General features: G+C 70.6%; 21 protein-coding genes, 1 pseudogene and 1 riboswitch. Of the genes and pseudogenes, 12 read left to right on the top strand and 10 right to left on the bottom strand.

Annotated elements, in window-relative coordinates; genetic code table 11:
- Nucleotides 1–35 precede the first annotated feature (35 nt).
- The 3 genes from hemG to GT755_RS08200 are packed head-to-tail and all read left to right on the top strand — an operon-like array spanning nucleotide 36 to nucleotide 2,736.
- Complete coding sequence (gene hemG / locus GT755_RS08190) at nucleotides 36–1,472, top strand: protoporphyrinogen oxidase (protein ID WP_161479088.1); 1,437 nt, start codon at nucleotides 36–38, stop codon at nucleotides 1,470–1,472.
- Complete coding sequence (hemQ, locus tag GT755_RS08195) at nucleotides 1,438–2,139, top strand: hydrogen peroxide-dependent heme synthase (RefSeq protein WP_161479089.1); 702 nt, start codon at nucleotides 1,438–1,440, stop codon at nucleotides 2,137–2,139. Before hemG ends, hemQ begins: the two co-directional genes overlap by 35 nt.
- Before the next feature lie 39 nt (nucleotides 2,140–2,178).
- Complete coding sequence (locus GT755_RS08200; protein ID WP_161479090.1) at nucleotides 2,179–2,736, top strand: hypothetical protein; 558 nt, start codon at nucleotides 2,179–2,181, stop codon at nucleotides 2,734–2,736.
- Here GT755_RS08200 and msrB read toward each other — a convergent pair.
- The gene (gene msrB / locus GT755_RS08205; protein ID WP_030454330.1) at nucleotides 2,711–3,121 is read right to left on the bottom strand and encodes a peptide-methionine (R)-S-oxide reductase MsrB; all 411 of its coding nucleotides are present in this window, start codon (nucleotides 3,119–3,121) and stop codon (nucleotides 2,711–2,713) included. The two genes, GT755_RS08200 and msrB, sit on opposite strands and share 26 nt — an antisense overlap.
- An 84-nt stretch (nucleotides 3,122–3,205) precedes the next feature.
- Between msrB and ligD the strand changes: the two genes are divergently transcribed.
- Together ligD and glgX are read left to right on the top strand one after the other, a co-directional pair.
- Complete coding sequence (ligD, locus tag GT755_RS08210; protein WP_161479091.1) at nucleotides 3,206–4,201, top strand: non-homologous end-joining DNA ligase; 996 nt, start codon at nucleotides 3,206–3,208, stop codon at nucleotides 4,199–4,201.
- Nucleotides 4,202–4,304: 103 nt separating this feature from the next.
- A complete protein-coding gene (gene glgX / locus GT755_RS08215) occupies nucleotides 4,305–6,425 on the top strand; it encodes a glycogen debranching protein GlgX (RefSeq protein WP_161479092.1) in 2,121 nt (706 codons plus the stop codon).
- Here the strand turns inward: glgX and GT755_RS08220 are convergent.
- Nucleotides 6,422–6,823, bottom strand: coding sequence for a hypothetical protein (locus tag GT755_RS08220; protein WP_161479093.1), 402 nt, complete (start codon nucleotides 6,821–6,823; stop codon nucleotides 6,422–6,424). The genes glgX and GT755_RS08220 overlap by 4 nt on opposite strands.
- Before the next feature lie 129 nt (nucleotides 6,824–6,952).
- Here GT755_RS08220 and GT755_RS08225 point away from each other — a divergent pair, with 129 nt between their 5' ends.
- From GT755_RS08225 to GT755_RS39295, 4 genes and pseudogenes are all read left to right on the top strand, one after another.
- Complete coding sequence (locus GT755_RS08225) at nucleotides 6,953–7,690, top strand: pyrimidine reductase family protein (RefSeq protein WP_285582949.1); 738 nt, start codon at nucleotides 6,953–6,955, stop codon at nucleotides 7,688–7,690.
- Nucleotides 7,687–8,829 (top strand): ATP-dependent DNA ligase, encoded by a 1,143-nt coding sequence (locus tag GT755_RS08230; protein WP_161479094.1) that lies wholly within the window; start codon nucleotides 7,687–7,689, stop codon nucleotides 8,827–8,829. The genes GT755_RS08225 and GT755_RS08230 overlap by 4 nt, the downstream gene beginning before the upstream one ends.
- Before the next feature lie 43 nt (nucleotides 8,830–8,872).
- A complete protein-coding gene (locus GT755_RS08235) occupies nucleotides 8,873–9,019 on the top strand; it encodes a hypothetical protein (protein WP_161479095.1) in 147 nt (48 codons plus the stop codon).
- 128 nt (nucleotides 9,020–9,147) lie between these two features.
- Nucleotides 9,148–9,381, top strand: a pseudogene (locus GT755_RS39295) (hypothetical protein); the annotation flags it as partial.
- Between the two features lie 23 nt (nucleotides 9,382–9,404).
- On the opposite strand, the gene GT755_RS08240 reads toward GT755_RS39295, so the two are convergent.
- Nucleotides 9,405–9,878: an RrF2 family transcriptional regulator gene (locus tag GT755_RS08240; protein WP_161479096.1), complete on the bottom strand. Its 474-nt coding sequence runs from the start codon at nucleotides 9,876–9,878 to the stop codon at nucleotides 9,405–9,407.
- Between the two features lie 81 nt (nucleotides 9,879–9,959).
- Here GT755_RS08240 and GT755_RS08245 point away from each other — a divergent pair, with 81 nt between their 5' ends.
- The 3 genes from GT755_RS08245 to GT755_RS08255 all read left to right on the top strand — a co-directional run bounded on the left by GT755_RS08245 (nucleotide 9,960) and on the right by GT755_RS08255 (nucleotide 11,296).
- Nucleotides 9,960–10,382 (top strand): SDR family oxidoreductase, encoded by a 423-nt coding sequence (locus tag GT755_RS08245; RefSeq protein ID WP_161479097.1) that lies wholly within the window; start codon nucleotides 9,960–9,962, stop codon nucleotides 10,380–10,382.
- Nucleotides 10,383–10,439: 57 nt separating this feature from the next.
- On the top strand, nucleotides 10,440–10,907 hold the full coding sequence (locus GT755_RS08250; protein WP_161479098.1) for a carboxymuconolactone decarboxylase family protein: 468 nt from the start codon (nucleotides 10,440–10,442) through the stop codon (nucleotides 10,905–10,907).
- A 191-nt stretch (nucleotides 10,908–11,098) separates the two neighbouring features.
- Nucleotides 11,099–11,296, top strand: coding sequence for a hypothetical protein (locus tag GT755_RS08255; protein WP_161479099.1), 198 nt, complete (start codon nucleotides 11,099–11,101; stop codon nucleotides 11,294–11,296).
- Nucleotides 11,297–11,447: 151 nt separating this feature from the next.
- Here the strand turns inward: GT755_RS08255 and GT755_RS08260 are convergent, their stop codons facing one another.
- From GT755_RS08260 to GT755_RS08290, 7 genes are all read right to left on the bottom strand, one after another.
- Nucleotides 11,448–11,876, bottom strand: coding sequence for an OsmC family protein (locus GT755_RS08260; RefSeq protein WP_030454323.1), 429 nt, complete (start codon nucleotides 11,874–11,876; stop codon nucleotides 11,448–11,450).
- A gap of 47 nt (nucleotides 11,877–11,923) precedes the next feature.
- Nucleotides 11,924–12,694: an ABC transporter ATP-binding protein gene (locus GT755_RS08265; protein WP_202609760.1), complete on the bottom strand. Its 771-nt coding sequence runs from the start codon at nucleotides 12,692–12,694 to the stop codon at nucleotides 11,924–11,926.
- Nucleotides 12,691–13,518 (bottom strand): ABC transporter permease, encoded by an 828-nt coding sequence (locus GT755_RS08270; RefSeq protein WP_161479100.1) that lies wholly within the window; start codon nucleotides 13,516–13,518, stop codon nucleotides 12,691–12,693. The genes GT755_RS08265 and GT755_RS08270 overlap by 4 nt, the downstream gene beginning before the upstream one ends.
- 90 nt (nucleotides 13,519–13,608) lie before the next feature.
- Nucleotides 13,609–13,890 (bottom strand): hypothetical protein, encoded by a 282-nt coding sequence (locus GT755_RS08275; RefSeq protein WP_161479101.1) that lies wholly within the window; start codon nucleotides 13,888–13,890, stop codon nucleotides 13,609–13,611.
- Nucleotides 13,887–14,846: an ABC transporter substrate-binding protein gene (locus GT755_RS08280; RefSeq protein WP_202609761.1), complete on the bottom strand. Its 960-nt coding sequence runs from the start codon at nucleotides 14,844–14,846 to the stop codon at nucleotides 13,887–13,889. The genes GT755_RS08275 and GT755_RS08280 overlap by 4 nt, the downstream gene beginning before the upstream one ends.
- Before the next feature lie 11 nt (nucleotides 14,847–14,857).
- The gene (locus GT755_RS08285; protein ID WP_051760438.1) at nucleotides 14,858–15,979 is read right to left on the bottom strand and encodes an agmatinase family protein; all 1,122 of its coding nucleotides are present in this window, start codon (nucleotides 15,977–15,979) and stop codon (nucleotides 14,858–14,860) included.
- A 52-nt stretch (nucleotides 15,980–16,031) separates the two neighbouring features.
- Nucleotides 16,032–16,128: riboswitch (guanidine-I (ykkC/yxkD leader) on the bottom strand.
- A 73-nt stretch (nucleotides 16,129–16,201) separates the two neighbouring features.
- Nucleotides 16,202–17,803, bottom strand: coding sequence for an isovaleryl-CoA dehydrogenase (locus GT755_RS08290; RefSeq protein WP_161479103.1), 1,602 nt, complete (start codon nucleotides 17,801–17,803; stop codon nucleotides 16,202–16,204).
- Nucleotides 17,804–17,847 lie beyond the last annotated feature (44 nt).

Raw genomic sequence — 17,847 nt, forward strand, 5'->3', positions numbered from 1 at the left:
GCGGCGCGTCACGACTCAGTCACGGCCTTAGGGTGATGGTCATGGAGCGCTTTCACGTCGTCGTCGTGGGCGGCGGCATCGCCGGGCTCGCCGCCGCATGGCACCTGAGGAACGACCGGATCAGGGTGACCGTGCTCGACGGCGCGGGCCGCATCGGGGGCAAGCTGGTCGCCACCGAGGTGGCCGGGGTGCCGGTCGACGCGGGCGCCGAGGCGCTGCTGGCCCGCCGTCCCGAGGGCGTCGAGCTCGCCCGCCTGGCCGGGCTCGGCGGCGACCTGGTCGACCCCGGCACGACCAGCGCCTCCGTCCTGTCCCGGGGCGAGTTGCGGCCGATGCCGAAGGGCCAGGTCATGGGGGTGCCGTCCGATCTGGTGGCGCTGGCCCGCTCGGGCGTGTTGTCGGCCGCCGGGCTGGCCCGGGTGCCGCTCGACCAGGTGCTGCCCGCGACCCTCGTGACGACCGACGTGTCGGTCGGCTCCTACGTCCGGGCCCGGATGGGCGACGAGGTGGTCGACCGGCTGGTCGAGCCGCTGCTCGGCGGCGTCTACGCCGGGTTCGCCGACCGGCTCTCGCTGGAGGCGACCATGCCGGCGGTGGCCGCGGCGGCCCGGTCCGAGTCGTCGCTGCTGCGGGCCGTGCGCGAGATCGCCGGGGCCGCGCCCAAGAACGCCGGTCACGTGTTCACGTCGCTGAAGAACGGGATGGGCAGCCTGCCGCCCGCGCTGGCCGCCGCGTCCGGCGCCGAGGTCCGCACCGGGGTGATGGTGCGCGAGCTGGCCCGTACGCCCACCGGCTGGCGCCTGACCACCGGCCCCACCCGCGACGAGCACACCCTCGACGCCGACGCGGTCGTGGTGGCCGTGCCGGCGACCCCGGCCGCCCGGCTCCTCGAACGCGAGGTCCCCAAGGCCGCCGCCGAACTGGCCCGCATCGAGTACGCCAGCATGGCGATCGTCACCCTCGCCTACCCGATCGAGGCCTTCCCGCAGCTGCCGAGCGGCAGCGGCTACCTGACCCCGCCCGTCGAGGGCCGCGCCGTCAAGGCGGTCACCTTCTCCAGCGTGAAGTGGCCCCACCTGGCCGGTCACGGCTACGTCTTCGCCCGCTGCTCGCTCGGCCGCCTGGGCGAGGAGCGCCTGCTCCAGCGCGACGACACCGAGCTGGTCGCCCTGGCCATGAACGAGATGACCGAGATCATGGGGGTACGCGGCCTCCCGGCCGACACCCGGGTCACCCGCTGGGGCGGCGCCCTGCCGCAGTACGACGTCGGCCACAACGACCGGGTCGCCCGCGTCCGCGCGGCCGTGGCCGCGGTCCCCGGCCTGGCCGTCTGCGGGGCGGCCTACGACGGCGTCGGCATCCCCGCCACGGCCGCGACCGCCCGCGCGGCGGCCGCCCGGATTCTCGACCACCTGGATCCCCGGGCAGAATGGCGGCATGACGGACGGCACCCCGCGGCTCAAGGCGCGTGACCTCAACAATGTGATCCGCTACACCATGTGGTCGGTCTTCCGGCTGCGCGAGGGCCTCCCGGCCGAACGCGACGCCGTGGCCGAAGAGGTGGCCGAGCTGCTCGACCAGCTCGGGCAGAAAGACGTGGTGACCCGCGGCGCCTACGACGTGGCCGGGTTCCGCGCCGACGCCGACTACATGTTCTGGTGGCACGCCCCGACCCCCGAAGACCTCCAGGAGGTCTACGCCCGGTTCCGCCGCACCGCCCTCGGGCGGGCCAGCGAGCCGGTCTGGTCGGCGATGGCGCTGCACCGCCCGGCCGAGTTCAACAAGTCCCACATCCCGGCCTTCCTGGCCGAGGAGGAGCCGCGCGGCTTCGTGTGCGTCTACCCGTTCGTGCGGTCGCTGGAGTGGTATCTGCTGGAGGACTCCGAGCGCCGGGCGATGCTGGCCGAGCACGGCCAGATGGCCCGCGACTACCCCGACGTGCGCGCCAACACGGTCGCCTGCTTCGCGCTGAACGACTACGAGTGGATGCTCGCCTTCGAGGCCGACGAGCTGCACCGCATCGTCGACCTGATGCGTCACCTGCGGGGCGCGAAGGCCCGTGAGCACACCCGGGTGGAGATCCCCTTCTACACGGGATCGCGCAAACCCGTCACCGAACTGGTCAACGCCCTGCCTTAACCAGGCAGTTGTTGGCATACTCGTGGGCAAATGATGAAAATGGCACGATCCACCGGGAAACGTCGTAGGTCGCGATCGCGCACGGCCGAAGTGGTCGTCGGCGTCTCGTGCCTGGGGCTCGGAGTGACGGCCGTCGTGGTGCCGCTCCTGGCGGCGCGGGGGGAACAGGCCCCCGTACGCACCGCCTCGATCGAGGAGCCCACGGCGGCGGCGCTCGCCCCGGCGGCGCAGGCCCCGCCGCCTGCGGAGAAAACGGAGAAGAAGGCGAAGCGCAAGGAGTCGAAGTACTCCGACAAGGAGGCGCTGGCCTACTTCGACGAACGCTGGGACGACGCGACCCACCGCCACATCACCGACATCCGCACCACCGGCAGCTACCTGCGCATCTACACCGACTTACCGGAGACGTCCGACAACTCCCCGGCCTCGCTGCGGCTCTGCGAGCGCGGGATGCGCTATCTGGCCGAGCTCGGCGTCAAGAAGCGGGTGGTGTTCGTGCAGGCCCGCACCGGGGGCAACGGCAACCCGGTGCTGGCCAACGTGCTCGGCCCGAAGGACGACGACTGCCGGGTCACTTATCCGAAGCCGAAGTCCTGAGCGTGAGCGCGACGGAGTTGATGCAGTAGCGGTCGTCGGTGGGCGTCGGGTAGCCCTCGCCGTGGAAGACGTGGCCCAGGTGGGAGTCGCAGGAGGCGCAGCGCACCTCGACCCGCACCATGCCGAGGCTGCGGTCCTCGATCAGGGTCACGTGGTCGCCCGCGCTGGGCTCGTAGAACGAGGGCCAGCCGCAGTGCGACTCGAACTTGGCGTCCGAGGTGAACAACTCCGCGCCGCAGGCGCGGCAGGAGTAGACGCCCTCGGTCTTGGTGTCGACGTACTCCCCGGTGAAGGGCCGCTCGGTGCCGGCCTGGCGCAGCACCCGATACTCCTCGGGGCTGAGCTGGGCGCGCCACTCGGCGTCCGTCTTCATGACCTTGTTCATCAGCCACCAGCCTTCTCTGGACGGGATTCCACCTGATCCAACCCACAGGAGAGGTGGAAGCTTCCCGATGGGTAGGGTTCGAACATGCCTTCGCCGTTCATCGAAATCGAGGCCGGGGGACGGACCGTCAAGGTCACCAACCCCGACAAGGTCTACTTCCCGGGCATCGGCGCCACCAAGCGCGACCTCGTCGAGTACTACCTGAGCGTCGGCGACGGCATCATGCGCGCGGTCCGCGACCGGCCGACGTACATCAAGCGGCATCCCGACGGGGTGCAGACCGATGCGATCTACCAGAAGCGCATGCCCAAGCACCCCGACTGGCTGGAGACCGCCGAGGTCCACTTTCCCAGCGGGCGCACCGCCGACGCGTTCCGCCCGACCGAGGTGGCCGGCATCGCCTGGTGCGCCAATTTGGGCACGATCGACTTCCACCCGTGGGCGGCCCGCGTCCCCGACCTCCACCACCCCGACGAGCTGCGCATCGACATCGACCCGCAGCCCGGCACCGGCTTCGACGAGGCCAGGAAGGTCGCCTTCACGGCCCGCGAGGTGCTGGCCGACCTGGGGCTGACCGGCTTCCCGAAGACGTCGGGCAACCGGGGCGTGCACATCTCGGTCCGAATCCAGCCGCGCTGGACGTTCACCGAGGTCAGATATGCCGGAATCGGGTTCGCCCGCGAGGTAGAGAAGCGCGTCCCCGCCCTCGCCACCACCGCGTGGTGGAAGGAGGAGCGCGGCGAGCGCGTCTTCATCGACTTCAACCAGAACGCCCTCGACCGGACCGTCGTGGCGGCATACTCGGTGCGGGCCCGGCCCGACGGGCAGGTCTCGGCCCCGGTGACGTGGGAGGAACTGGAGTCGTGCGACCCCGCCGACTTCACGCTCCGCACCATGCCGGCGCGGTTCGCCGAGATCGGCGACCCCCACGAGGCGATCGACGAGGTGGCCTGCGACCTGACGGGCCTCCTGGAGCTCTACGAAAAGGACGGCCGGGGCGACCTGCCCTATCCGCCCAACTACCCGAAGATGCCGGGCGAGCCCAAACGGGTGCAGCCGTCCAAGGACCGCGACCGATGATCCGCTCTTGTGACCTTCCCGGCTCCTTTTGGGCTGGGCTCCCACCTGTGTTAAATCGGATGAACGGGTAGGGAAAATCCCGGGAAGCGAGAATGGGACCTGCATGCGCGACGTCTGGCCAGGAGAGCCTTATCCGCTCGGCGCCACCTGGGATGGTGTGGGCACCAATTTCTCGGTGTTCAGCGAAGTGGCCGAGCGGGTCGAGCTGTGCCTCTTCGACGACGCGGGCGAGGAGTCCCGTGTCGACCTCCCCGAGATGGACGGCTTCGTCTGGCACGGCTACCTGCCCGGAGTCACCCCAGGCCAGCGCTACGGCTACCGGGTCCACGGCCCCTACAGCCCGCGCCAGGGCCACCGGAGCAACGCCGCCAAACTCCTCCTCGACCCCTACGCCAAGGCGATCGAGGGCGAGGTCAAATGGAACGAGGCGCTTTTCTCCTACGACTTCGCCGACCCCCGCCGGCTGAATCTCGGCGATTCGGCGCCCTACATGCCGAAGAACGTCGTCGTGTCGCCCTTCTTCGACTGGGGCAACGACCGGCCGCCGCGTATTCCCTACCACCAGACGGTCATCTACGAGGCCCACGTGAAGGGGCTGACCCGGCTCCACCCCGACGTGCCCGAAGACCAGCGGGGCACCTACGCGGGGCTGGCCCATCCGGCCGTCGTCGACCACCTGAAGTCGATCGGGGTCACCGCGGTCGAACTGCTGCCCATCCACCAGTACGTGCCGGAACACTTCCTGGTCGCCCGGGGGCTGACCAACTACTGGGGCTACAACACGATGGCCTACCTGGCCCCCCACAACACCTACTCCTCCTCGGGGCAGCGCGGGGAGCAGGTGCTGGAGTTCAAGGCGATGGTCAAGTCGCTCCACGAGGCGGGCATCGAGGTGATCCTCGACGTGGTCTACAACCACACCGCCGAGGGCGACCACATGGGCCCCACGCTGGGCTTCCGCGGCATCGACAACAGCTCCTACTACCGGCTGCAGGACGCCGACCGCCGCTACCACCTCGACTACACCGGCTGCGGCAACTCGCTCAACGTCCGAAGCCCCCACGCCCTCCAGCTGATCATGGACTCGCTGCGCTACTGGGTGCTGGAGATGCACGTCGACGGCTTCCGCTTCGACCTGGCCGCCGCGCTGGCCCGCGAGCTCCACGACGTCGACCGGCTCTCGGCCTTCTTCGACCTGATCCAGCAGGACCCGGTGATCTCCCAGGTCAAGCTGATCGCCGAGCCGTGGGACGTCGGCCCCGGCGGCTACCAGGTCGGCAACTTCCCGCCCCTGTGGACCGAGTGGAACGGCAAGTACCGCGACACGGTCCGCGACTTCTGGCGCGGCTCCTCCGCCACGCTGCCCGACTTCGCCTCCCGGCTGACCGGCTCCTCCGACCTGTACGCCACCTCCGGCCGCCGCCCCATCGCCAGCATCAACTTCGTGACCGCCCACGACGGCTTCACCCTCACCGACCTGGTCTCCTACGACCGCAAGCACAACGACGACAACCTCGAGGGCAACCGCGACGGCTCCGACGACAACCGCTCCTGGAACTGCGGGGTCGAGGGGCCCACCGACGACCCCGACATCACCGCGCTGCGCCACCGCCAGCGCCGCAACTTCCTGGCCACCCTGTTCCTGTCGCAGGGCGTGCCGATGCTGACCGCCGGCGACGAGTTCGGCCGCACCCAGGGCGGCAACAACAACGCCTACTGCCAGGACAACGAGGTCTCCTGGATCGACTGGTCGCTGGCCGAGACCGAGTCGGAGCTGCTGGGCTTCGTGCGGGAGATCGCCGCCTTCCGGCGCGACCACCCGGTGTTCCGGCGCCGCCGCTTCTTCTCGGGGCGGGAGCAGTCCGACGGGGTCCGCGACATCGTCTGGCTCACCCCGGCGGGCAAGGAGATGGACGACTCCGACTGGCACGCCGGCTACTCCAAGGCCGTGGCCGTGTTCGTCAACGGCGACGCGATCAGCGAGCCCGGCCCGCGCGGCGAGCGCATCACCGACGACTCGTTCCTGCTGCTGATCAACGCCCACCACGAGAGCCTGACGTTCACCCTCCCGGGGCGCGACTTCGCGGTGAGCTGGAAGTCCCTGTTCGACACCGCCGTGGCCTCGGGCGGCACCGCGCAGCCCCCGGCCGACGTCCGGCACACGGGGGCCGACATCGAGGTCGCGGCGCGGTCGTTCCGGGTGCTGCGGGCGGTCCGCCGCTAGCGGGTCAGCTCGGCCGCGGTCAGCAGGGCCAGCACGAACGTGCAGACCCCCGCCAGGCCGTGCAGCCCCACCGCCACGGCCGGGAAGTGGGTCTCGGCGCCGCGGGCGTGCCGGCCGCCCCCGAGCCAGCGGGTGAACATCACGAACCCCAGGAACGCCACCACGCAGAGCGCGCCGAACGACCCCCAGGCGTACGCGCCGGCGCCCGTGACCATGAAGGCGGCCCACAAGCCCAGCCCGGTCACCGCCAGGAGCGGATGGCTGAAGATCAGCGCCTTGGGGAAGCGGGTCACCTTGGTGGCCTGCTGGCGCAGCCCGCCGCCGCGTAACCACAGGTAGAGCAGATAGACCCCGACGGATGCGGCGATCAACCACACGATCAACACGACAAGCGGCACGAAAACCCCCTCCGACCACATCTGGTTCGATCCAACACCGAACCTGACAATCGGCGACCGCATGACATCAAACCGTTACTCCCCGGGATGCGCTGCTTACTTGTCGGACCGCTGTGACAGGGTGGGGTCGTGCGCCAGATACATCCCGAGCCGGCCGACGACCCCGACCTCCCGTCGGTCTACGCCTATCCTCAGGCCGAGTGGCTGCGCCTCAACATGGTGGCCAGCGCCGACGGCGGGGCCTGGCTGAAGGGCCTGTCCAAGGGGTTGTCCTCGCCGGGCGACCGGCGGATCTTCATGGTCCTGCGCGGGCTCGCCGACGTCGTGGTGGCGGGCGGCGCGACCGTCCGGATCGAGGGCTACGGCCCCTCCAAGCCCCGCGACACGTGGCGTCCGCTGCGCGAGGGCCGATCGGCCGCCCCGCCCGTGGCCGTGATCACCCGCAAGATCGACCTCGACCTCGGCGGCGCCCTGTTCACCGAGTGCGCCCCCGAGTCCCGCACCATCGTGATCACCACCGAGTCGGCCCCCGCCGACCGCAGGGCCGAGGCGGCCCGCCGCGCCGACGTGATCGTGGCCGGGGAGCAGCGGGTCGACCTGGCCGAGGCGGTCGCCCAGCTGCGCGCCCGGGGGCTCGGCCGCATCCTCTGCGAGGGCGGCCCGCGCCTCAACGCCCACCTCGCGGCGGCCTCCCTCGTCGACGAGCTCTGCCTGACCGTCTCCCCCCTGATGATCGGCGGCGACGCCGCCCGCGTGCTCAACGGCACCGCCTCCCACACCCGGTTCACGCTGGCCGGGGTGCTGGAAGAGGAGGGCTCGCTGTTCTGCCGCTATGTCCGCGACCCACACCAGGAGGAGGCTCGATGACCACGCGCGAGCCCAAAGAAGCCAAGGCGGCCGAGCCCGATCCCGCCGCGCTCGACCTGCCCGTCCGGCCGCCCGTCTCGCCCATGCTGGCCAAGGCGGTCAAGAAGATGCCGGAGCAGGACGGCACCCTGTTCTACGAGCCCAAATGGGACGGCTTCCGCTGCATCGTGTTCCGCGACGGCGACAAGGTGTTCCTCGGCAGCCGCAACGAGCGCCCGTTCACCCGCTACTTCCCCGAGGTCATCGAGGCGGTCAGGCGCGAGCTGCCCGAGCGGTGCGTGCTCGACGGCGAGATCGTGGTCATGCGCGGCCCCGCCCTCGACTTCGACCAGCTCCAGCAGCGCATCCACCCCGCCGCCTCCCGGGTCAAGCTGCTGTCGGAGACCACGCCCGCCTCGTTCATCGCCTTCGACCTGCTGGCCCTGGGCGACGAGAGCCTGATCGACCGGCCGTTCTCCGAGCGGCGGCGGCTGCTCGTCGAAGCGACCGCCAAGGCCGGTGACTCGATCCGGCTCACGCCGATCACGACCAACCAGGAGCAGGCGCTCGAATGGTTCGAGATGTTCGAGGGCGCCGGGCTCGACGGCATCATCGTCAAACCCGGCGGGCTCCCCTATGAGCAGGACAAACGCGTCATGTTCAAGGTCAAGCACGAACGCACCTGCGACGTGGTGGTGGCCGGCTACCGCGAGCACAAGTCGGGCCCGATCGTGGGGTCGCTCCTGCTGGGCCTCTACGGCGACGACGGCAAGCTCCACCACGTGGGGGTGTCGGCGTCGTTCCCGATGAAGCGGCGCGAGGAACTGGTGGCCGAACTGGCGCCCTACCGGGTGACCGACCCCGCCGACCATCCATGGGGCGAGTGGGCGTCGTGGGCCTCGGCCGGGGTCGGCGGCGGCCCCGAGGGGCAGCGGCTGCCCGGGGCGATCTCCCGGTGGAACGCGAAGAAGGACCTGTCGTTCATCCCGCTGCGGCCCGAGCTGGTGATCGAGGTGGCCTACGACCACATGGAGGGCGTGCGCTTCCGGCACACCGCCCAGTTCCGCCGCTGGCGGCCCGACCGCACCCCCGAGTCGTGCACCTATGAGCAGCTCGACGTCCCGGTGGCCTACAACCTCGACGACATCCTGGCCCGATGAGACCCTTCCTATCTCGTCTACGGGGTGGACGAGAGGAGGGGCGATGGCGGAGTTGATCGCCGGGTTGTCGGACGTCTGCGACCGGGACGATCTCTACGGCCTGACGGATATCAGCGCGGCCAAGGGTGAGGTTTCGCACGAGCCCAGCGTCTGGAACATCCAGTGGCGTGAGGACGTCGGCCCCCGCTGATCCCCGGACGAAACGGCCTGCTGCTTCTTTCCACGGTCTCGGCCCCTTCTATCTGCGTTACTTCGCCGACGGATACAAGGCCACGATGGAAGCGGAGAACCCCGCCCCCACCTTCCGCCGCGATGCCGGCGGCGGCCCAGGCCAGAGTCGAGGCCGCCGGGGACATCGGCTGGCTGGTGGCGGTCGACTCCACCATCGTCCGGGCCCACCAGCCACGCGGGCGGAGCCCGAAGATAGGGCACCGGCCGGGTGCCGGTCCGGCGGATCACGCCCTGGGACGATCCCGTGGCGGACTGACCACCAAGATCCATCTCGCCTGCGACGGATACGGCCGCCCGCTGTCAGCGCTGATCACCGACGGCCGTGGAAGGCTCGTCGCCGTCGCTCAGGCGCCCAGCCACTCCCGGGCCCCCGCAAGTATCTCAGGGGGCGTCGTACGGTTGACGTCGGCGATCAGGTCGGCAATGGTGACTGCGCGTAGCGACTCCCGCCAGGCGCGGTCGGCGGAATCCATCGCGCGGGCGATCGGGCAGGGAGTGTCACACCGCTCCGGCGGAACGGCCATCGGGCCCCGCTGACGCACTTCCGTACACCGGAACGCCGGCTGGACGCCGTCGATCGCCTCGACCACGTCCAGCACCGTGATCTCATTCGCGGCCCGAGTCAGCACATAGCCGCCGGACTGGCCAAGCGTCGAGCGCACAAGGCCTGCGCGGGACAACAGTTGCAGCTGTTTGGCCAGATAGCTCTGCGAGACGTCGTGCAGCTCGGCGAGCTTGGCCGCCGTCACCGGCGCGCCCGCCTCACTGAGCGCGACGCAGCAGTGCAAGGCCCACTCGACCCCGCCTGACATCTTCATTCGCCCAGCCTACTTGACTCGGATAACTCTTGTCCGAATAGAATCTCGGACAAGAGTTATCCGAATTGGGGGGGGTGGGGCATGCGCATCGTCGTTGCCGGGGGAACTGGACTCATCGGGTCGAAAGTCGTCGAGTCGCTGCGGCGGCTCGGCCGCGACGTGGTGTCGGCCGCGCCGGGAACCGGCCTGAACACGATCACTGGCCGCGGCGTCGCCGACGCGCTGAAGGGCGCGGACATGGTCGTCGACGTGACCAACAAAGTGATCTTCGCAACCGAGCCGATCCTCGACTTCTTCCCCACCTCGACCCACACCCTGCTGGACGCCGGGCGGGAAGCCGGGGCGCGACACCATGCGGTGTTGTCGATCGTCGGTGTAGACCGGCTCTCGCACCCGGGGTACCTGGACGCCAAGGCCGCGCAGGAAAGGCTCGTCGCCGAGTCGGGCACCCCTTTCACCATCGTGCGGGCGACACAGTTCTTTTCAGCCGCGCACTCCTCGTGATCCCCGCCTGCGCCCGCCTGGCTCGACAACGCGATATCCACGCCTGAAGGAGAAATCATGACCACCCACGTGCACGCCGGTAAGCCCCGCCTCGACCTGCGGACGGCCGCCCCCAAGGCCGCCAAGGCGCTCTACGCCGCGGACCAGGCCATTCTCACCTCGCCCCTCGATCCGACCATCCGCGAGCTGGTCAAGCTGCGCACCTCGCAGGTCAACCACTGCCTGCACTGCATCGACCTGCACAGCCACGAGGCACTGGAGCAGGGCGAATCGCTGAACCGCATCATCCAGCTGTCCGCGTGGCGCGAATCGGCGCTGTTCACCCCGGCGGAGCGGGCGGCGCTCGAGTACACCGAGGCCGCGACGACGCTGACCCCGCACGGCGTCAGCGACGAGGTCTGGGCCGGCGTCCGCGACCTCATGACCGACGAGGAACTCGGCGCGCTGGTCGTCCAGGTGGCTCTGATGAACGCCTTCAACCGGTTCGGTGTCCCGCTGCAGATGCCGGCGCAGCCTCGCAATTGACGATCTGTTCTGCCCGGTATCCAGTGACGCCTCAGCACCTCGGGGTGTGACTTGGGCCCGAGGTTACGGTGACGGCATGAGAGTGTCGACGTCCAGCTGCCGCTGGTAGATCGCCGAGAGATCCGGACGGCCTGTTACGAACACTGGACCGCGGATCCTGGGCCCCTTCAGGACGTAGCTGGACCGGACGTGTGCATTTCGCCGCAGATCGGGTCGCGGCCTACGCCCTGGAAGTCGATGACGAATTCTTCCACGAGTTCGATCTCGGCCGGGCCGGGGCCGAGTGGAACGTCGGGGTCGACTGGTGGTCGCTGCGGGAGGCTCTCCGGCCGGAGTTCGCGATGCACGAGGGGGAAGGCCGGATCCTGCGGTTCCGGTTCTGGCCCTGAGTAGTCCGGCGTCGCGGTCCGCGGTGGGAGCGGGGGGCGGCGCCGGGTGCGGCGCGGTGGGGAGACGGCGGGCGGGGCCGGGGTGGGCGGAGCCGTAACGGGAAGAAAAAAGGCCTCCGCCTGGTGGGGGAGGCCTTCGTTCTCGAACGGTCTAGCTGAGGAGCTCGGCGTTCAGGGTGATCTCGGTGCCGGTGAGGGCCTTGCTGACCGGGCAGTTGGCCTTGGCGTTCTCGGCCGCGGCCTGGAACTCCTCGGCGGTGATGCCGGGGACCTGGGCCTTGACCGACAGGACGATGCCGGTGATGCCCTGGCCGGGCTGGAAGGTCACGTCGGCCTTGGTCTCGACCGTCTGCGGCGGGGTGCCCGCCTGGGCGAGGCCGTGCGAGAGGGCCATCGAGAAGCACGAGGAGTGCGCGGCCGCGATGAGCTCTTCGGGGCTGGTCTTACCGTTGGCCGCCTCGGCGCGCGACGGCCAGCTGACGTCGAACGTGCCGACGCCGGACGTGTCCAGCGACACCGAGCCGGAGCCGTCGAGGAGCGCGCCCTTCCACTGGGTCGTCGCGGTACGAGTGGTCGCCATAGCGATATCCCTTCGATAACGGTGATGCCACCGACGAACATAACGCCTCAGGCGCGCGCGGCTGCCAGGTGGGCACGGTGTTCGCGCCGGACCAGGTCTTCGACCTGCGCCCGGACCGCCAGGAACTCGGGGGTGCGCTTCACCTCCAGGCCGTCGCCGAGCGGCTCGACCCGCAGGTCACGGGCCACCCGGCCGGGGTCGCTGGCCAGCACCAGCACCCGCCGCCCCAGGAACACCGCCTCCTCGACGTCGTGGGTGACCATGACGACCGTGGTGCCGAGATCCTGCCAGACCTGGCGGATGAACAGCTGCATGTCCTCCTTCGTCTGGACGTCCAGGGCCCCGAACGGCTCGTCGAGGAGCAGGACCTTGGGGGAGCGGGCCAGCGCCCGCGCGATCGAGACCCGCTGCTGCTGGCCGCCGGACAGGCTGCCGGGCAGTTTCGCGGCGTGCTCGGTGAGGCCGACCTCCTCCAGCAGCCAGGCGACGCGCTCCTGCCTGGCCTGGCGGGAGAAACCCCGCGTCTCCAGGGCGAACGCGACGTTCCGCGCCACCGTGCGCCACGGGTAGAGGCTGGGCGTCTGGAAGGCCATGCCCCGGTCGGGGCCCGGCCCCTCGACGGTCCGGCCGTCGAGGACGATCCGGCCCTTCGTGGCTCTGGTCAGGCCCGCGACCAGCGACAACAGGGTCGACTTGCCCGAGCCGCTGGCTCCGACGATCGTGACGAACTCGCCGGGCGGGATCTCCAGGTCGATGTCCTCCAGGACGGGGGTGCCGGGCGTGTAGGCCATGGACACGCCCTCGAAGCGCAGGCTCACACCGACCACCTGCCGACCCGGGCCCGGACGACTCTGAGCGTGACGTCGATGGTCAGGCCGATGAGGCCGATGACGATGAGGATGGCGAAGATCTTGTCGGTCTGGAGGAACCGCTGGGCCCGGGTGATCCGGTAGCCCAGGCCGGAGGTCGCCGCGATCAGCTCGGCCACGACGACGAGGTTGTAGGCCACGGCGGCGTTGACGCGGAGGGCGTCCAGGATGCCGGGGAGCGAGTGGGGAAACACCACCCGCGCGGCGACGCGCGCCCGCCCGGCGCCGAGCGTGGCCGAGACGTCGAGCAGCCTCCGCGGGACCTGCCGGACGACGTCGGCGGTCATGAGCGTGTTGAAGAACACCACGCCCAGCACCAGCAGCGCGATCTTGGACGTCTCCCCGATGCCCAGCCAGATGATCAGCAACGGGATGAACGCCGAGGCCGGCAGGTAGCGCAGGATCCCGATGATCGGCTCGAACAGCGGCTGCGCCCAGCCGACCGTGCCCATCAGGAACCCCAGCGGGACGGAGATCAGGATCGCCAGCCCGAACCCGGCCCCGATCCGGCCGAGGCTGGCCAGGAGGTCGTTCTGCAGGTCGCCGCTGGCGACCATGTCGGTGAACGCGGCCCAGACCTGCGGCGGCGCGGGCAGGAACCGGTCGGGCACGATCCCGGAGCCGCTGACCGCCCACCAGATCGCGAACGGCACCGCGACCGAGGCGACCCGCAGGATCCAGGCGGTCCGGCGCGAGACCTCGGTCTTGAGCAGCTTCACACGGGGGGCGGGAGCGGCGGCCCGCTCGACCGGAGGCGACTCCACGCTCACCATGACCGACCTCCCGCCGAGAGGGGCCGCCTCGTGCTCCACGGCGGCTGGGCGGCGGGTGCGCTCCCACGGCCGCTCCGTCCCGTCGTCGGGTCAGCCATCGTTCACCCCGCCCGACGGCTCGACCTGCCACGACCCGTCGGTCACGGCCACGACCACCCGGCGGGCCGCGTTGGCGACCGGGCCTGCGGGCAGGGCGTCGGCGAACTCGTGGACGACGGCCGGAGCCTCGGCCGGGGTGGTCAACCGGCTGCGGTCCCGGCCCGCGAGGGTGGTCGTGCCGTGGTTCCGGTCGGCCTCGGGGGCTTCACCGCGGGTGCGGGCGGTCGTCCCGGACGAGGTCACGCGGACGCGGTGGCGGTTGGCGAGGGTCATGGCTGGACGGCCTCCACGAATTTGGATATGAACAGGCCCTCGAGCGGCGGGGCCGCGTCGACGAGTTCGGTCGAGACCAGGAAGTCGGAGATGCGCTTGGCCTGCTGGTCGAGCGCGCCGGTGAAGGCGGTCCGGTTCTGGTCAAGGGTGAAGATCGTGGTGCCCTTGTCGTACGTCTCGTACTCCGCCGGCGTCACCCCGCCCCGCTTGGCCATGATCTCCACGGCCTTCGCGCGGTTGGCCCCGATCCACTCGATCGTGTCGAACCACGTGTTCACCAGGGCCTGGACCGCCTTCTCGTCGCGCGACAGCAGGTCGCGGGTGACCACCAGGTGGTCGGGGATCGCGCCGGGGAAGTCGGCCGAGGTCGCGATGGCCGTGCTGCCCTCGCGCTCCAGCGCCGTCGAGGTGAAGGGCGCGAACGCGCCGACCGCGTCGACCTGGCCCGCGACGAAGGCCGCGGCGGCGGCGTCGGTGAGCATCGGGGTGAACTTCACGTCGGCCTCCGACAGGCCGGCCTTCTCCAGGGCGAGCAGCAGCAGGTAGTGGTCGACCGTGCCCTGCTCGGCGGCGACCGTCCTGCCCTTGAGGTCGGCCAGGGTCTTTATGCCGGGGGCGGCGATGATCTGGTCGTTGCCGGTCGAGTTGTCGTTGACCAGGACGATGCTCTGCTGCGCGCCGCCCGCCACCGAGGCCAGCGTGTCGTTGAGGGTCTGGCTGTTGGCGTCGATCGTCCCGGTCGCCAGGGCGTTCAGGGAGTCGGTGTAGCTGTCGAAGTACTTCAGCTCGACCGTCACCCCGTTCTTCTCGAACAGGCCCTGCTCCTGGGCCACCTGCCAGGGGAACCAGCCGGGCCAGGCGCTGAAGCCGAGGGTGATGGGCGCGGCCGCCGGGGTGGCCGGTCCTCCGGCCGGGGCGGCGGCGCAGGCCGTACAGAGCAACAGGACCAAGAGCACGCGACGGAACATCACGCCGCTCCCTTCTTCTTGGGGAGGTGACCCGCGCGGACCAGGCACCCGAGGGTGTCGCAGATCACGCGGGTGGCGATGAGGGAGGTGATCTCGGCGTTGTCGTAGGGCGGCGCGCACTCGACCACCTCGATGCCGGCCAGCGGCCGGGCGTCGGCGATGAGCTGGATGAACTTCAGCACCTCACGCGGCAGGAAGCCGCCCGGCTCGGGCCAGCCGGTGCCGGGCACGAACGCGGCGTCCAGGCAGTCGACGTCGAACGACAACCACACGGCCTCGGCCCCGTCCCAGGCCACCTCCAGGGCCCGCTCGGCCGCCGCCTCGATGCCCATCTCCACGCAGTCGGTGACGGTCATGATCGTGGTGCCGCGCTCGCGGCCGACCTTCACACCCGGCCTCGGCGCCTGCCAGCCGCCGATCCCGATCTGGACGAGGTTCTTCGGCGGCACGTTCGGCAGATCGGTGGCGTGGAACCAGGGTGTGGTGTGCATGCGCTCGTCGAGGTCGGTCTCCTGGGTGTCGACGTGGCGGTCGAAGTGGATGATCCCGACGTTCCCCGTGTGGTGCTCGGCCACCGCCCGGACGGTCGGGTAGCCGATCGAGTGGTCCCCGCCCAGCACGACCGGGAACGCCCCCGACGCGTAGACGTGGGAGACGCCCTTGCTGATCTGGTCGAAGGTCTTCTCGATGTTGGCCGGGATGGTGAAGATGTCGCCCAGGTCGCAGATGGTGATCGACTCGCGCAGGTCGACGCCCAGCTCGAAGCTGTAGGGGCCGTAGAGGGCGCTGATCTTGCGGATGCCCTGGGGGCCGAACCGGGTCCCCGACCGGTAGGTGGTGCCGCCGTCGAAGGGCGCGCCGATCACCGCCACGTCGTAGTCGCCGCAGGTGCGCACGTCCTCGACGTACGGGGCCTTGAGGAAGGTGTTGATCCCGGCGAAGTGCGGCAGCTCGCCGCGGGAGAAGGTGGGGATGGTCCGGTCGACGATCGAGTCGGCGCCCGGCAGCCCGAGTTCCAGGCCGCGTGCGATCTCGCGCTGGTGCATGGTCGTGGGCAGCGCGGCCTCGCGCTCCACGGCCGACCGGGCCTCGGGGCCGTAGTTGTTGTGGAGGTGTCCCACGGGCACTCCTTTTCGGGGAAAAGCCTCAGGTGGAGAGGCAGCCGTTGTGACTGTCTCCCGGGCTTTTCCCCCGCCGTGGAACGGCCTTTCGGCCGCCTGCACCTCTCGGACCAGGCCTCACGAAGAGCGGAACCCTAGGTGCGCCTCACCCTCCGGTGAGTCCCCTTCATGAGAGCGCCGGGCCGTTTCCTCCGTGTTTCCGGCCGGTAGCGGTCCGGTGACTCAGATCCGGGCCAGGATGCCGTCGAGGTCCGGGCCCGGCCCCAGGGCGCCGTAGGCGCGGCCCGAGCCGCCGCCGAGGCGGGAGGCGCAGAACGCGTCGGACACGCTCGCCGGGGCGAACCTGATCAGCAGCGAGGCCTGCAGCACCAGCGCCATCTCTTCGGCGAGCCGCCGCGCGTCGGCCTCGGTGGCGTGGGCGAGCGTCTTGCGCACCCGGCTCACCGACTCGGAGATCCGCGGGTCGGTGGCGAGCTCGACCTCGGTGAAGTAGGCCTCCGCCGCCTCGGGTTCGCGGGTGAGCGCCCGCATCAGGTCGAGCGCGGCGACGTTGCCCGAGCCCTCCCAGATGCCGTTCAGCGGCGACTCGCGGAACAGCCGCGGCAGGCCCGACTCCTCGACGTAGCCGTTGCCGCCCAGGCATTCGAGCGCCTCGGCGGCGTGCCCGGCGGCGCGCTTGCAGACCCAGTACTTCCCGGCCGCCAGCGCCACCCGCCGGAACAGCCCCTCCTGCGCCTGACCGGTGACGGCCCGGTCGGTGGCCCCGGCGAGGCGCATCATCAGCACCGTCGCCGCCTCGGACTCCAGGGCCAAGTCGGCCAGCACGTTCCGCATGAGCGGCTGGTCGAAGAGCGCTCTGCCGAAGGCCCTGCGGTGCCGGGTGTGGTGGACGGCCTGGGTCAGCCCCAGCCGCATGCCCGCCGCCGACCCGATCACGCAGTCGAGCCGGGTCATGTTGACCATCTCGATGATCGTCCGGACGCCGCGCCCCTCCTCGCCGACCAGCCAGGCGACCGCGTTCTCGTACTCGACCTCGGCCGAGGCGTTCGACCGGTTGCCGAGCTTGTCCTTCAGCCGCATGAGCCGGACGGCGTTGCGGGTCCCGTCGGGGAGCACCCGGGGGAGCAGGAAGCAGGAGAGCCCGCCCGGCGCCTGGGCCAGCACCAGGAACACGTCGCACATGGGCGCGGAGTTGAACCACTTGTGGCCGTTCAGGGCATAGGTCCCGTCGCCGAGCGGCTCGGCGGTCGTCGCGTTGGCCCGGACGTCGCTCCCGCCCTGCTTCTCGGTCATGGCCATCCCGGCGAGCACCCCGCGCTTGTCGGCCAGGGGACGCAGGCCGGGGTCATAGGTGCGGGAGGCGAGCGCCGGCTCCCACTCGGCCGCGAGCGCCGGGGCGTGCCGCAGCGCCGCCACCGAGGCGTATGTCATCGAGATCGGGCACCCGTGCCCCGCCTCGACCTGCGACCACACGTAGAACTTGGCCGCCCGCGCGACGTGGGCGCCCGGCCGGGCCTGCGTCCAGGGCGCGGCGTGCAGGCCGTGCTCCACGGCGACGGTCATCAGCTCGTGCCACGCCGGGTGGAACTCGACCTCGTCGATCCGGTGGCCGTAGCGGTCGTGCGTCCGCAGGACCGGCTCGTGCTCGTTGGCCAGCCGCCCCCACTCCTGCGCCTTCGCGGTGCCCGCCAGCGTGCCGAGCTGCCGCAACTCGCCCTCGGCCCAGTCGGCGCCCTCCCGGGCCAGCGCCGCCGCCAGCGCCGGGTCGGCCGCCACGTCGTGACCGGACAGCGGCGGCACCTGGTTCATCACTTCATGGCTCATGTCATCCATCTGACCATCCCAGGCGAATAATGCGATGCTCGGGT

This window comes from Herbidospora solisilvae (assembly GCF_009901565.1).
In the GTDB taxonomy this organism is placed as follows: domain Bacteria; phylum Actinomycetota; class Actinomycetes; order Streptosporangiales; family Streptosporangiaceae; genus Herbidospora; species Herbidospora solisilvae.